12 protein-coding genes are annotated in these 14,000 nt (G+C 49.9%); all 12 read right to left on the minus strand.

What is annotated here, in order from left to right; all coding sequences use genetic code 11:
• Window positions 1-12: 12 nt before the first annotated feature.
• The gene (locus tag HUJ22_RS14260; protein WP_290878367.1) at window positions 13-7,242 is read right to left on the minus strand and encodes a helicase-related protein; all 7,230 of its coding nucleotides are present in this window, start codon (window positions 7,240-7,242) and stop codon (window positions 13-15) included.
• A 3-nt stretch (window positions 7,243-7,245) separates the two neighbouring features.
• On the minus strand, window positions 7,246-8,664 hold the full coding sequence (locus HUJ22_RS14265) for a hypothetical protein (RefSeq protein WP_290878368.1): 1,419 nt from the start codon (window positions 8,662-8,664) through the stop codon (window positions 7,246-7,248).
• A gap of 1 nt (window position 8,665) precedes the next feature.
• Window positions 8,666-8,986, minus strand: coding sequence for a peptidoglycan-binding domain-containing protein (locus tag HUJ22_RS14270; RefSeq protein WP_255135356.1), 321 nt, complete (start codon window positions 8,984-8,986; stop codon window positions 8,666-8,668).
• Window positions 8,983-9,378, minus strand: a complete 396-nt coding sequence (locus HUJ22_RS14275) for a hypothetical protein (protein WP_290878369.1) — start codon at window positions 9,376-9,378, stop codon at window positions 8,983-8,985. Before HUJ22_RS14275 ends, HUJ22_RS14270 begins: the two co-directional genes overlap by 4 nt.
• Entirely contained in the window at window positions 9,375-10,058 is a 684-nt protein-coding gene (locus HUJ22_RS14280) for a hypothetical protein (protein WP_255135354.1), read from the minus strand. Before HUJ22_RS14280 ends, HUJ22_RS14275 begins: the two co-directional genes overlap by 4 nt.
• Window position 10,059: 1 nt before the next feature.
• A complete protein-coding gene (locus HUJ22_RS14285; protein ID WP_290878370.1) occupies window positions 10,060-10,329 on the minus strand; it encodes a hypothetical protein in 270 nt (89 codons plus the stop codon).
• A gap of 2 nt (window positions 10,330-10,331) precedes the next feature.
• Window positions 10,332-10,655, minus strand: a complete 324-nt coding sequence (locus HUJ22_RS14290) for a hypothetical protein (RefSeq protein ID WP_290878371.1) — start codon at window positions 10,653-10,655, stop codon at window positions 10,332-10,334.
• 13 nt (window positions 10,656-10,668) lie between these two features.
• Complete coding sequence (locus HUJ22_RS14295; RefSeq protein WP_290878372.1) at window positions 10,669-11,091, minus strand: hypothetical protein; 423 nt, start codon at window positions 11,089-11,091, stop codon at window positions 10,669-10,671.
• Between the two features lie 3 nt (window positions 11,092-11,094).
• Window positions 11,095-12,108, minus strand: coding sequence for a transglutaminase family protein (locus HUJ22_RS14300; RefSeq protein WP_290878373.1), 1,014 nt, complete (start codon window positions 12,106-12,108; stop codon window positions 11,095-11,097).
• A 217-nt stretch (window positions 12,109-12,325) separates the two neighbouring features.
• A complete protein-coding gene (locus HUJ22_RS14305) occupies window positions 12,326-12,751 on the minus strand; it encodes a hypothetical protein (RefSeq protein ID WP_290878374.1) in 426 nt (141 codons plus the stop codon).
• A 2-nt stretch (window positions 12,752-12,753) separates the two neighbouring features.
• Entirely contained in the window at window positions 12,754-13,482 is a 729-nt protein-coding gene (locus tag HUJ22_RS14310) for a hypothetical protein (RefSeq protein ID WP_290878375.1), read from the minus strand.
• A 153-nt stretch (window positions 13,483-13,635) separates the two neighbouring features.
• A complete protein-coding gene (locus HUJ22_RS14315) occupies window positions 13,636-13,878 on the minus strand; it encodes a hypothetical protein (RefSeq protein WP_255135347.1) in 243 nt (80 codons plus the stop codon).
• Window positions 13,879-14,000 lie beyond the last annotated feature (122 nt).

A 14,000-nucleotide genomic window follows, 5' to 3' on the forward strand; every position in this document is an offset into this window, starting at 1 on the left:
CTGGCGGGTGGCTCAATTAAGAATGCCCCTGCCGTCTATGTTGACGTTAGCGATGATGTACACATCACCGTATTTAAACACCGGTCGCTTGCCCGCATCGAAGTAGTGGAAATAGTGATTGTCTTTGCCTTTTTCGTCATCGGCGTAGATAATCTTATCGCTCACATACAGTATGCGGTCGGCGTAACCGGCACTGATCAGTTTCTCGCCCGTAGGCGGAAACAGCTCATAGTCGTAGTTGTCTGCCGGGAAATGATGAAACTCCTCAAACATTTCTGCGGCTTTCGGGTCATTATAGGCTCCCTTTGAGAGCCTCATTAAACTGGTTGGAAACACATAAATAGTGGTGCCCTTGGCGTTGATGATCATCGCCAGATCATCGGATTCTGCTTCCATGCGCCGCATGTAGCCTTTGGCGTCGATGTACTCCAGTTCCTTGACGATGCCGGAATACACCAGCGGTTCTTCATAGAGAGTTTTGAGTACGCCATGCCGTTTGGATGTTTTTCCAGGCGCATGTTCCGTCTTGTTCTCGCGAAGCTGAGGGACGCTTTTAGGGGCATTCCCTTTCAGCGAACCCACATCACGGACGGTAATGGTCTTGCGGATCTTGTATTTCGGGGCGATGCGGTTGATCTCTTCGTAGAGCTCGTTCCGATCGTCGTAGCTCACCGCCACCAGCTGGTTGACCACATCGTTGAGTTCGATCACAGTCTTCTGGTTGTTTTCCCGAGCGGTTTTGGCCGCTTCGAGTTCACTCTTGGTGGATGCCAGCACCTTTTGAAGTTCGGTCAGGGTTTTCTCGGTCTGCCTGAGCTCACTGCTTAGCAGTTCCATCCGGCTTTCGGAAGTTCTGATCCACGCTTTTTCCAGCTCCAGAAATAGTCCAGCCAGTTTTCGGGTGATAATCGGCTGCCACTTTTTGATGGTAAACATCCCGGCGGACTCTTTGATGGCCTTGAAGCTTTGCTCGTTTCCGGCCTCGTCTTTTTTAGCTTTTTCGGCTTCAATGTCGATGCCGTATTCAGTGTAGAAATCTTCCTCAGTGGCAATGATGTTGCCGAGGTTGCCGGAGATGGATTTTCCTTGCCCCGTCTTTTCTTCCAGCGTCCACCCAAAAGCAGCAGCCAGCTCTTTAGAGGCCATGCGTTTGATGGAACCCCACGTCTGTTTGTTGTAAAATGAGCGGTCAGCGATATTGCTATCCGGGATCAGGTGAAACCACACCCGCCCGTTGGCGTTGTTTTCCGGCACGTCCAAGACGGTTTTCATGCGGTAGCCGGAAATGCGTTTGGAGTCGGCGCTAAGCTGGATATCGAGCTGGTACGGCTCACCGTTCCACCCGTACTGCACGTCAAAAAGGTTTTCTTTGAGGGCTTTATCAGCGCTTTCGGGAAGCTTCGAGTTTTGCAAAGCCGATTCCCGCTCTACCACACTTTTCATGCGATCCTGTCTCGTCTGTATATCGGTGGTCGCCTGCGCCTGACTGGCTTCGAGCCGTTGCACTTCAGATTCCAAATTGTCAATCCGGTCATCAAGCACGTTCTTTTGGGCTAAAGCCTCAAAAAACTGTTTTACCCTTGGGTCGGAGTTGGTGGCGGCTACCATTTGTTCATATTCCAGCGATTCGGAGTCGCCTCCGGTGGACACTTCACGCCCGGTGCCAAAGAACAGGTCGTCAATCCAGCTCTGCTTTTTGGAGACCAGCTCCAGCCGGTACTGATCAAAAGAGTCCTGCATCAGGTAGTAGTGAATTTGAACTTCCGGATACTGGTTGCCCTGGCGAAGCCCGCGCCCATTGCGCTGCTGAATTTGAGAAGGCGTATAGGGCACATCCATGTGGTGCATGTCGGTCGTCCACTTCTGAAGGTTCATGCCCTCGGCGATCGACTGGTTGCCAATGACCACCCGGTACTTACCCTGGTTAAACTCATCCTGAACTTCTTTCTTTAATGCTTCCTTGTCGTCCTTGCTGCTCACAAAATAGTCTTTGCCATCTTTTCCGGTGCCAATGATTGCTCCGTTGATGATGGCGATTTCACCTTCCGGGATTCCAGCTTTGACCAGCTCGGATTTGATGAGCTGGTGGAAGCTACCTCCCTGAGACTGATGAAGGCTGATCCAGTCGCAGAAAATAATCTGGTTGCGAATGGCTTGGCTCGCTGGATTGGATCGGCTGGCCTTGATCTGCTCCCACTCTTTATTGAGCTTTTCGGCTCGCTGGGTAGCTTCTTTTTCGCTACCAAAGATGCCTTCGCTCCACGTGTGTTCGGGTTTTTTGGGCTTCAGGATATGCAGGGGCTCATACACTTCTTTCTTTTCATCCCATACCACCCAGTAGCCGCTTTTTTCTTTTACCACACCTTTGCTGGTAATGACTTCAATATGGGTTGGGTTCTCCCGGAGGTGTGGTGGAGTTACGGCCAATTGCCCCCTGCCTGTCCGGTGAAAGTAGTCACCGTAAAGGTCTTCGGGAACGGCTTCGGGAGCTGGATTGGAACGGGCCCCGTAGGAAGCGGCCACATTTTCGACCATCGCCCCAAGCTTGAGGTAGGATCGGTCGATGCCTTCAAAATCTTTATCATATACCCTGAGATCGGTCGCAATCTTGCTGCCATCACCGGTTATTACGAGGAAGTTGTCGCGGGTTTCGCACTGCCGGTCTTTCATGCAGGCAATGACCTCGTTGGCTCGGAGGATAATGTCATCAAAAAGCAGTTTATGCAGCTCGCTGGGTTCAATAATCACATTGCGCGTACTGGCCTTGGGGCGCTTGAATTTGGGCTGGAGCACCTTGGGCTTTCCGTCTTTGCCTTTGACTGTGTTTCCGGACTCGTCCTGAATGTAGTCGGGAAACTCTTTGTAGAAACCGATGAGCTGATCGTAGCTCTTGATGTCCATCACCTCGTCAATGATCTTACGCATTTCCGGCAGGTTGTAGTACCCGGCCACGACGCGCTCGGAGCGGTATTCCCCGTTGGTCTTTTTGACGATCTTTTCTTCTTCCCGGACAAACAGGTTAATGAAGTTGTCGAGGTTTTCAATTTCGTATTTGGCCAGCAAATCCGGGGCGCACAGGTTGAGCATGTGCCATACTTCGACCGGGGAGTTCACCACCGGGGTCGCGGTAAGCACAAACACGTTCTTATGGCCCACTTTGCTGAACAGCCACCGCGTTTTTTGCAGGGCGTCTTCGGCGCGCTGGGAAGGTTTGTTGGCTGAAATTCCCAGCTTGGCGGCTTTGGCCGAACCAAGGGCGTTCTTATAGAAATGCGCCTCGTCAAAGAACAGGCAGTCCACACCCAGCTCGTCAAAGAAAATATCGGTCTCCAGGCGCTTAGCGTGGGCCACATTTCGGAGCTTGGTTTCCCATTCTTCCATCTGCTTTTCCATGCGTTTCATCATGGAGGTCTTGGCCGCTTTCGAGATCGCCTCGTCTTCTTCCAGCAGATCCTCGAAGTTCTCCAGCATCTGGTTGAAGTAGTCGATGCGCTCCTGGTAAATACGAGCCTGCTCAGCTGGGGATAATGGCAGCGATTTAAAGGCGTGGTCGGCGATAAAGATGGCGTCCCAGTTGTAAAGCTGGGCCATCGTAAGTTCTTTGTGCTTGTCGCCGGAGGCCATTTTCATGTTGAGGACTTTGGCGTCTGGAAAGAGCATCAGGTATTCTTCCACCCATTTTTCCTGCACTTTGCCGGGCACGACAAACATGGGTTTTCGGGCGGCTCCCTGCTGGAGCAGCACTTGGGAGGTGATGATGGAAGCGAGCGTTTTTCCGGCTCCAACATCGTGGCAGTTGGCTCCTTTGCCGTTCCACACCAGCTTTTCGGCAATGGCGCGATTGTGCTTGTACACAGTAAAGTCTTTCACCCCGTAAAAGGTGTCGCTCATGCCTCGAACCCGAAGGGTGTGCCCGTCAAAAGGCGGGTTGATCACCGCGTTATAGGTATGGTTGTAGGCGGCCTCGATCATGCCTCGGACTTCGGAGGAAGCTTTGGTGCGCACCCAGTTGTTGAACTTTTTGGGCACGTGCGTAAGCATCCGGTTGTTGTTCTGGCGCTGTATTTTTCGCGCCCGTTCGATGAGCATCTGACCGCGTTCTCCCTTCATGGATTGCGCTTCTTTGAGCGTCATAGACGGCATGAGGTTGTCGTCCTCATCATAGAATTTCAGCGGAAAGGTGCTGTCCTGAATGTACGAGGTAATGATTTTGGTAAATGGCGTCTCGCCCCAGCCCAGGTTGTTGTCGTCGGGGGTTTCATCGCCCGTGCCCACATAACGGCCCCATTTCCGAAGCTTCATGTAGAACCGGTTGCCCAGATCCGCTTTGTCTTTGACCAGACCGGTTTCCACCTTATCGTAGTTCATTTCATCTTTTATCCACTCTTCAATGGCTTTGGCAGGCAGGTAGGTGAACACGTGCTGCGGGTCCACAGTGATATTGTACACGTCGATCCATTCGGGTACTACCTCTTGTAGCGCCTTGATATTCTTTTCCAGCTCGTGCTCTTGAGCCAGTTGCAGCTTCTCGCGCACATTACCCGAGAGGTACTGGTAGCGAAATTCGTGGTTTCCGGTTGCCGGATTCCAGTAAAAGTCAGGGTGATCCTGGAGCGCTTTTTCCAGCTCCTCTTTGCTGGCTGTTCCTCCTTTGTACACCGACTGGTAGAAATCCACGTCCAAAGTTTCACCAATGCTTCGGCCAAACATGGCCAGCTCAGCCAAGTCGTCCGAATCTTTGACGGCGGGCACGTAGTTGCGGTTGAACATGGAATCAGCATCAATGATATCGGCGTGCACCAGTTCCCCGTTAAGCGGATCTCGCTTCACGAGCGTCGTGAGTTTGTAAAGCCGGTTGTCGAACTTGAACACCTTGCGGATGTCCTCGTCTTCATCGGGAACCCCGTACTGCTCGATGTGACCCGATAAAAGCTGCTTGAATTCAGCACGGAGGGCGTCTTTTTCGCTCGTTTCCTGCGCCAGTGCGGTTATATAGTCGTCGTATTTGTCCAGCAGCTGACAGGCCGATCGGGTGCGCGCCTCCAGTCCGGAGCCGCCTTTGAGGGTAAGCCGCTTGAAAAACCGTCGCTGTTTCTCGTAAAAATGGTTCTCGTGGAAGACGATATTTCCCGGATGGTACGACCTTGGTAGGTCGAGCATAATGCCATCATCGGGAATGTTGTACAAGGGCATCTCGACCGGAAGCGAGTAAGGAAAAGTCAGCCCGTCAGAAAGCACGGAGTTAATAACAGATTCAGAAAGTTCACCTTTCACTCCCATACGGGAATAAAACTGTACGTGGTGCCCCTGAATATGCTCACCCAACACGTGGTTTGGGTGTTCTTTATAGTACGGGTTGTAAGAAGCGGTATAGGTTTCACCATTATAGGAGACCTGACTTTCAATCAGCTCCTCTTGGGCAAAAAGTCGGTTGAGTTTCGAGTCCACGTCCGGATGAATGTCGCCCTGATGCTCTCCATATTTCTGGAAGAAAAGAATATCGGTAGTTACCGTGGTATCGGCGTTGTCTTTAAACGCCGTTGAAGGCAGCCGGTAGGCCCCTACAAAATGGGCGCGTTGTACCATTGCCTGCCGAATGGATGGGTCTTTTTTGTCCATCGTGCCGGTTGAGGTAATTACTACCAAGAAACCACCGGGTTTTAGGGCGTCCAGGGATTTCAGGATAAAATAGTCGTGAATGCGGGGGCTAAGTGGAGCCAGCGGGTCGCGGGTGGTATGAATTTTCAGGTCCCCAAAGGGCACGTTCCCAACCACGCCAGTCAGGTTGTATAGGGAAAGATCGGTGTCGGCAAAGTTTTCGTGGCGCACGGTCTGCATTGGGTATAGCAGACTCGCAATACGCGAACTGATGGCCGAGCGTTCGATCATGACCATCCGAAACTTGTCGCGGTCGGGAAGGAATCCGGCAAAGTTGCCCACGCCAGCGCCCGGCTCTAAAATATTGCCACCCGTGACACCCATTTGTTGAAGCTTATCCCAAATGAGTTTGACCACGGGGTACGAGGTGTAGTGCTCATTTAGCAAGCCCCGCTTGGACTGCTCGGTGGATTCGGTGTAGCCTAACCCGCCCGCCCCGGTGTAAGAGCGGAGTAGGTCGATATCGGATTTGGTAATCGCGCGGTCTTCTTTTTGAAGCACCCCGATGGCCGCTTCGTTGGCCTTGCGACGCTCGGAAGCCGTTAGTTTGATGGGAGTAAATTCCGAAAGCTCGGTGTCACTAAACTTAAAAGTTGATTGCCCTGATTTCTTTTTGGGCTGTCCGGCGGGCTTCGATTTTTTGGTAGAGGCCTTATTAAATACCCCATCAAAATCGACGCCAATGATTCGCCCGTGTGCCCTGAAAAGCTCCAAAGCTTCTTCTTTATGCTCCGCCGGAAACTTGTCCAGCTGAAATGCCAAGGCCAGTTTACCTATGGTCTGCTCAAAATCTACCTGAAGCTGTTGGAGCTCGCTGCCTGGATTAGACCGAAGGGTAAGCTGGGTTTCAAGCGCTTCCAAATCGACCAAATAAGGTTCGAGTTTTTCCGCTGATTCGGTGTCGCCTTTGTCGGCTTTCCACGCGAGTTGGGTGAGTTCTTCCAGCAGTGCCCCGTTAAGCTGGCCCACTTTATAGGGCTGGTGCGAGGCCGCCGAAATCATGGACATGCGTTTGGTTTTTACCTGGATTTCGACTGGGTACTGCTCGTCCACAACAAGGATAAAATGATGAGCGCGGTAGCCATTTGCCGGATGTTTATATTTGTCTTCGTGTTCCCAGACTTCACCTAATTCGCCCGAGAGGATACGCTTCACCATCTGATCGACCTGCGCCTGTGTTTCGGCAATAGCCATACAGCCTGCCACATCGGTCAGGCCGGTAGTATATTTTTCTCCGGCTTTGGTAGCAAGCTTTTCGGTAAAGGGGAACCGTTTGCGAATGAGTTTGCCCAGAGTGGAATACACTTCTTTAATGCGCCCCTTTACAACCAAAGCTAAATTCATCCCGATTAGGCCTTTCATAACTTTTTTCAGGGCCGGGATGTAGTTGTTTTTCGCCTGGATCACTGCCTTGATTTGCGGTGCCAGTTCGGCCTCAGAAACCGGGGCGGTATCGCCCGGAGTAAGCGGGTTGGGATCATCAATATTGACAATGCCGTCGGAGTCCCAGTCACCCAGCCAGTGATCAAAGTCGCCGGTGGACAGGTGGGTAATCTGGTCGATATTTGTATAAACTGCTGGCATAGCTTAGCTAAGGACTTTTTCTAAAAAGGTGTCAAGTTTGGCTTGGCTTTTTCGAGCGGCTTCCAGGTCCACCTCAGCCTTTGGAATGGCCTGCTCTTTGGGCTTAGGTGCCGGTTTGGATTTTTTTGCGGCCGGTTTTTTCTTGGCTGTTTTCTTCTTGAGCGGAGTAGGCTTTCGCTTAGGCTTCTTCTTTGTGTTGGATTTTCTTGCTGGCGGACAATCTGAATTCTTACTCTGAAGCTTTTCCTGCCTTCGGTACTCCCGCGCGCCCAGTACTTTTTTCGCGTGATCTTGGGCGAGGATCTGTACTTCCAGATTTCCGTGCTTTTTCACCAGCTGGGCCCAGGATGCCGCAAATCCGCCTTTGGCCCCCTCGGTGCAAATCTGGGTTTTCAGCTCTCCGTCAATGAGCAACTCCACGATGTAGCGTTTGTTGTAGTAGTCGGGCACATAGCGAATGCTCAGTGTTGCCCGTTCGGACTCCCCGGAATGCTGTTTGGCGTAGCACGGCATTTTGGAGCCGAGCAGTGAATTCACCCGTTTCCAGGAGCGCAGTTTGTGGAGGGTATTGATTTTTTTGAGTGAGATCGTAAATGGCAACTCTACGGGATTTTCGCGTGGCTCGCTGTGCGTGGGATTCATCAAATAGCTTCCTCTTTTTGACACCCAGTGGGCTGCCTGCTGTTTAGTGAGACCAAATTCATCCTGAAAAAAGTCGATGAGTTCCTCATCAGTTGAGGTCTCATTATTAGAAAGCTGGTCTTCCACGCCTTCATGCTGGCTTTGCGTAAGCGGGGGAATAATTTTTAGAGTTTCGGCAGTGGCTAATGTGCCAAATGGAACATCGATGGCATTTAATAACTGATAGCGGTTTTTTTCGGTCTCAGCCAGTCCCTCTTTGGTTACTTTAATTTCAATGTCGCATTCGTGTGCGATACTGGTGTTGCCCTTATACTTGCCATCTTTGGTCGCATGGGCCACCATGATGAAACCAATGCCTTGTTCGCGGCACCACTGTGCCAGTTCTACCGTGGAGGCGTCTTTGGCGTCAATGACAGAAATGGAATCCAATACGCAAAAGGCAGATCTGTTTTTCAGCAGGGTTTCTTTTAGCGATGTGAGTGATTTCCACTTAGTAAAGTTCAGGTTGTTGTGGGTCGCTTTTAATCGCTTGACTCGGTCAATGAGTGTTTTACCGAAATGTTCTTCGGCTGGTATATATTCGACTCTACCGTGCTGTGCAAGAGCGTTTGCAAGGCCTAAACTGAAGGTGGACTTTCCGGCCCCTTTCTCACCCCAGATAAAGATGACGGCATTTTTCTCCGGTTCCCCAAGAAGTGTACCATAAGGTTCGGCAATCTTGATGCCTTTGATGTTTATTTTTGCCAGTTCTTTGGCGCTCAGAGTATTCTGGATGTCCATATCAACGGTTCCTCATTTTTTTAGCGATCACAATTAAAGCACCGATGGCAATGCCAGCCAGAACAGCTTTGGTCAGCATGGCTTTTTTATCTGTTTTCATGTTTATTTGAGCATTGGATACCCCCAGTTTTGAAAGTAGTGTTGGCCCGGCCTCTCCGGTTACCGGAAGAGAATACCTACGTTGAGCTTTCATAACGGCAGATTGTGTTTCACTTCCAAATTTTCCGTCAATACCATATTGAGGTAGATCAAATCCTGCTTTTTGCAATCCTGCTTGGAGCCTGATTACCTGTTGTCCTGAGGCGCCTTTACTGAGAGTCATTTCTTCGATTTTGAGTTATACATTCGATGTGCAAGCACACCTATTGTGATACCGATCAGAAGCGTAGAGCTATACTTTATCAGTGGTGATTTAGCTGAGGATGATAAAGGATCATCGGTAGTTAATTTTTTTGCCAGAGCCACCAGATCCACATACTCGAAGTAGGCGTCAATGACTCCGGCGTTCTGTTCATATACCCTGGTGATACCTGCTTTACTGGTGGTCAGGTTGGCCAGGTTGAGTCCCATCGTGGCAAGCTGGCCGCGACGACCACTTGTGGCGCTCTGAAGTTTCCCCGCAAACAGCTTAAAGGCGTTTTGCGAAGTGCGTTGCAGGTAATCGTCCATGCCCTGTAATGCAGTACCGGTATGTGGTATAAAAGTTGATTTCATTCGGCAGGTACTTTAGGAGCTAAGGCTTTTACACCCGCCCGAAGTCCAGGGAGCATGGGGGCTAAGAAATAAAGCCCCGCACCAGCAACCGATATAATGATCACCCGTTTGAGTAGCGTATTCACCTCCCCAAGGGTGTTACCCGGTCCAAGTTCGGGCATCTTGTACCACGACTCGGTGGGTGGAGAATACACCCCGGACTGCTCGCCGGTTTTCTGGTCCAGGTCGAGGGAAATGGGTGCTGACTTTTCGATGAGATCTGAAGCGGGTAGCTTGCTTAAATCGACATCATCCGGGTACACTTCAAAAATTACTTTATGGCCCGAGGTTGGAACAAACGAGCGGTCAAAAACGAGTCGTCCCTGTGCGCGGCAACCGTCCATCATCGACGTTCGGAACCGCTGGAAGCCTAACACCGATCTGGTCTGCTCCGAGCGAACCACCACAAGGGCGTCGGGACATTGACCCCAGCTGGCCATAAACGGTAGAAAAAGAACTTTTGCCCAATTACGGAAGGTTTCAATTTCAAGGTCGAGCGAAAACGGAACCCCGCTGGGTGGGTTCCCCGAGGCGGGGTTTCGTCCGATAATGCGAAGTTCTACCGCCTCGGAGCTTATGATATTGCTGGACAGGTTGAGCTGCCCAAGCCCGGTGTCGATATATCCTGATTGCGCGTTCATGTTACCTCCGCAAAAACCGGTAGCCTACATAAAGGCCGCCCGCGATTAGTAAGTTGTTCTGGTTATCCCGTATCCATTGCGAGATGGAAATGGGCTGCTCCTGAAGTCGCTGGCACAGTTTTTTGGCTGTTGGCTGCTCGCCTTCACCCACTTCAATGACCTGCATATCAGGCTGCTCGTAAGAAGTGTCTTCTACCTCTGGCAATACCATAGGAGCATGGCCACCTGGAACCCCTCCATCGAGAAATCTTGAAATTCGTCCGGCTTGCATACTTACTTTTTCAGAACTTTGAGTAGAATAATTCCACCGCCAATGGCGATGCCTGCTATGCCCGCATACTTTATTAGCTCACCCGAGCCGCTGGAAGCAGGTGCGCCTTGGCCTGGGTAAAGCACGGTCGGTTGTCCGCCTCCGGACTTGTTGCCTCCTTTATTGACGACCCCGTCTATGGTCACCACGGTATCGGTCGCCGTCTTTAGCAGGTCACTGATAGAGGTCAAAGCCGAGCCAAATTTGGTTTGAGTGGGCTGGGCAACGGTAGCCGCTTTCTGGTTGAGAAGATCAAAACTGGTATATCCGCTGGGTTGTTTGGTCATGGAAAAGGCCTGCTTAGTTAGAAGATTTCTTTTTTCGTTTCAGCATTAAAACCGCCAAAGCAATAGCTCCGGTAAGGGCAACACCACCCACAGCAATGCCTGACTTCATGGTTGAATTGGCCGTTTGTTGATGCTGTGCAGTCGTCGTGATATTGGTCTGGAGCGCCTGCATCATTTCCTCGCGCTGTCCTTCCCACTGGGCTTTCTTTTGAAGGGAAGCTTCGTGCGCTTTGCATAGCGCCTGACTTTTCTCGCGTTGACGCCGGCAGCTTTTCAGCTTGCCAAACATTTTGCCTTTACAGCTTTGGTTGGCGTACCGGCACGGGTCGGTTTCTTCCCAATTGCCCAGTCCGGGACTGATGGCCACGGCAATCACCGCATTTTCCTCTCCAATGACAGTATCCTCTAAGGGAATGATAAATCCACTTTTACTCATGGTCTATTTATTTAGAAGCATATACCCGCCACCAATCAGAACCAAGGTTCCAATGGCAAGACCAGCATACAGCCCCATTTTTTTGGTTTTATTTGCTGCTTGTTGTTGAGTAACCCAAACCGGGGAAAGTTGCCCGTAGCGATTCAGTTGCTGAACCGCCGGGGCACCAAGTTCATCTATAATCTGTGCGTAGCGCTGAAGTGTGGCATTATCCTTTTGGGAAAGACTGATGACCTCGGATTGCACGCCTCGCTGCATGAGGTGATCTCGAAGGGCTCCGCGCATTTGGCGCTCACCAGAATCCTTGGCTCCAAATATGCTGGACAAGGTATTTTTTAGCGTCATCCCGGTACTGGCCATTGTTGTAGCCGTGGTGAGTAGCGTAATAGGGTCAAGCCCCAAACCTTCCGGCATCAGGTTGGTGACGTGCCTGGATTTTTTAATGAGCCGCTCATCAAATACGTAACCTGGATATTTCAGCACAGTTGTATCGAAAGATTTCCAGCCGGTAGGTGATTGGTACACCGCGTAAATATGGTCAAAGTGACGTCCCGTTCGCGAGACAATGCGAAAGCCCGTTTGAATACCTAAGCTTTGCAGCAAGGCAGCACCTAAAATGGCATGATCATCGCAGTCACCGGCTCGCTGAGTAATGGTGACAAAGGGCGATTGAATACGCTCGACATCCCATGGGTCGCGCACGTAATTCACGTTGCGCACCATCCACTTGTATATGGCGGAGGCAATAGCGTCAATGTTTCGCAGGTCGGGTTGTCCGGTAAGCCGGTGTCGCCGGATTGTGCTTGTAATTTTGAGAGCAAGTGAGCGAATGCGCTCGTCGCCGGTATATTTAGTAACCAACCTGCTGGCTGCCGAAAGTACGCCTTCCACACCGGGGTAGGCCTGGCGTCGTGTAGAAAGAGGTACTGTGGATGCTTCCAAAGAAGCATCCACAGCCCGTGCTCTGGCATGTTGCTGCTGGGTATCTGGTAATATCTGTACGTAGCCACTTTGCATCAACGTATGAACCCTTTGGTAAGCTGGCTAATCGAGTGGACGGGATTTTCCTTGATTCTTTTATGGGTTAAAGATACCAATCCATATGTGGGAAAATTTTCGGTAATTAGGACTCCAATAAATTGTCGATTTCGGGTCACGGTGGTAATACTTGCTTCCTCGGCTATGGAGAACAGCTGATTTCGCAGTTGGGAGATCGTTTTAGTTTGGACTGTCCTCATGAGTGGGCAATTGGATTAGTTCGCGTTATGTATAGCTTCTGCAGTTCTGCAATTACATCAACCAATAGCGCTTTTTCTTCTGGTCGAAGTGAAAAAGTACCCGACCAAATAAGTAATAGGTTGGTGGCAGCACTGGCAGAGATACCGGCATAGGTCGAAAATTGCCCTGATCCATCCACTAAGGGATATATACTTTCTGCAATTCGTTTCGCGCCGATATCTCTTTCCAATGCCCTTCTGCCCAATTCAATAGCGATACTGATCCAGTCCTTGGCCGTCAAAGGTCTGTTTTCAATGCCCTGAATGATTCCAATTTGTGATTGTATGGCCCGTACATAGGTTATATAGCGGGCCGCAGAAGGGGAGTCGATAGCCATAAAATCCAAGGCAGCCTGTATTAATTTTTGATAGGGGAAGTGCATGCTCATTGATTGGGGGTAGTTGGGTTATTTGCCTGAGTTTGCTCTTTCGGCTGAGCTTCCTCTAGAAGGGGCTCTGGTTGTGATGGCCTGGAAGTTTCAGGAAAATGTTCTGTAGGTTCACCAGATGAGATTGCTTCGTTTTCAGGTGCAGTGTTAATGGTCTCCGAAGGAGGTGTATAGGTTGCAATAGGGCCTAATCCATGCCGCTGCCCAACGATGATGCTTATTAATCCGCCAAGGGTATCAATTACCTCCGGGGTCTTTTTGACGAACTGTTCTACAAATTGATTTCCCGGAGACTGCTGAGCATTTTGATATTCCAGGTCTTTTTTGAACTGTTCACGGTCCAGTTTTTCAATTTCTTTTTCCAATTCATGGACCTTTGACGTGTTAGCTTCTTTAAGCCCATCGAGTTTATCTCTGAATTCCTCCTTCAGCCTGGCGATCTCATTCTGGTGGGCTAACAGTAATTCGGTTTTATCTTGGGAAAGGTCTTTTCTGGCTTGAAAAAGCTCGTCGGTAATCTGTTGGATTTTGCGATTTGCATCCGTTAGTTGTCCTTCGAGCTGGAGGCAGCGCTCGTGGTAATAATTTCCAGCCATAGAAAACTTAGCCGGAATATTCATACTCGAATAAAACTCAGCCGGCGGTCGGCCGGGAGAAGCTTTTATAGCTCCGCCTATTTTATCATCAGCAAGCGTGTCGTGTATATGTTCTGAATGATCTGCCATCTGTGTTCTGTTTGGTTCGAACACAGAATAGGCAGGATATAAATGGAGTTAAATGGCCCTTGGAGGAATAACTGGGGATGTGAGCAAGTAAAAATTTTCTGTAAGCACAAAAAATTGGAAAAAATTTATTGAGTGAATTGGAATTATTCTTTTTTACTCAATTTGTTTTTTCATGCTGAAAATGACCTGCTCAACTTGTTCTTTAGCAACTACAAAATGAGCGGGTTTTCGGGTGCGTTGATTGATAGCCATGGGACGGGGAGAAAGAAGAGGACGCACGCAATCATAAAAAAGGCTGCTTTTCATCCCCGTTTTTTCCTCTACATATACCTGGGCTTCTTTGATGGTCATTACTTCGCGGTCAATTATTTCTTGCATGGATTTTTCAGTCTGCATGGAGTTTCTAATTAGTGATGGTTATGTATTGATTTTCCGGTAAAACTCATTTTATTCCAAAAAAATGTTTCAAATACCTAAAAATTACACTGAGGCATATTTAAAGGCTGATTTCTATGAAA

The sequence above is a fragment of the Gracilimonas sp. genome (assembly GCF_014762685.1).
Lineage (GTDB): Bacteria > Bacteroidota > Rhodothermia > Balneolales > Balneolaceae > Gracilimonas.

Coding starts and splice junctions, on each gene's coding strand:
- HUJ22_RS14260 (WP_290878367.1), bottom strand. CDS start 7,242: ATGCCAGCAGTTTATACAAATATCGACCAGATTACCCACCTGTCCACC.
- HUJ22_RS14265 (WP_290878368.1), bottom strand. CDS start 8,664: ATGGACATCCAGAATACTCTGAGCGCCAAAGAACTGGCAAAAATAAAC.
- HUJ22_RS14270 (WP_255135356.1), bottom strand. CDS start 8,986: ATGACTCTCAGTAAAGGCGCCTCAGGACAACAGGTAATCAGGCTCCAA.
- HUJ22_RS14275 (WP_290878369.1), bottom strand. CDS start 9,378: ATGAAATCAACTTTTATACCACATACCGGTACTGCATTACAGGGCATG.
- HUJ22_RS14280 (WP_255135354.1), bottom strand. CDS start 10,058: ATGAACGCGCAATCAGGATATATCGACACCGGGCTTGGGCAGCTCAAC.
- HUJ22_RS14285 (WP_290878370.1), bottom strand. CDS start 10,329: ATGCAAGCCGGACGAATTTCAAGATTTCTCGATGGAGGGGTTCCAGGT.
- HUJ22_RS14290 (WP_290878371.1), bottom strand. CDS start 10,655: ATGACCAAACAACCCAGCGGATATACCAGTTTTGATCTTCTCAACCAG.
- HUJ22_RS14295 (WP_290878372.1), bottom strand. CDS start 11,091: ATGAGTAAAAGTGGATTTATCATTCCCTTAGAGGATACTGTCATTGGA.
- HUJ22_RS14300 (WP_290878373.1), bottom strand. CDS start 12,108: ATGCAAAGTGGCTACGTACAGATATTACCAGATACCCAGCAGCAACAT.
- HUJ22_RS14305 (WP_290878374.1), bottom strand. CDS start 12,751: ATGCACTTCCCCTATCAAAAATTAATACAGGCTGCCTTGGATTTTATG.
- HUJ22_RS14310 (WP_290878375.1), bottom strand. CDS start 13,482: ATGGCAGATCATTCAGAACATATACACGACACGCTTGCTGATGATAAA.
- HUJ22_RS14315 (WP_255135347.1), bottom strand. CDS start 13,878: ATGCAGACTGAAAAATCCATGCAAGAAATAATTGACCGCGAAGTAATG.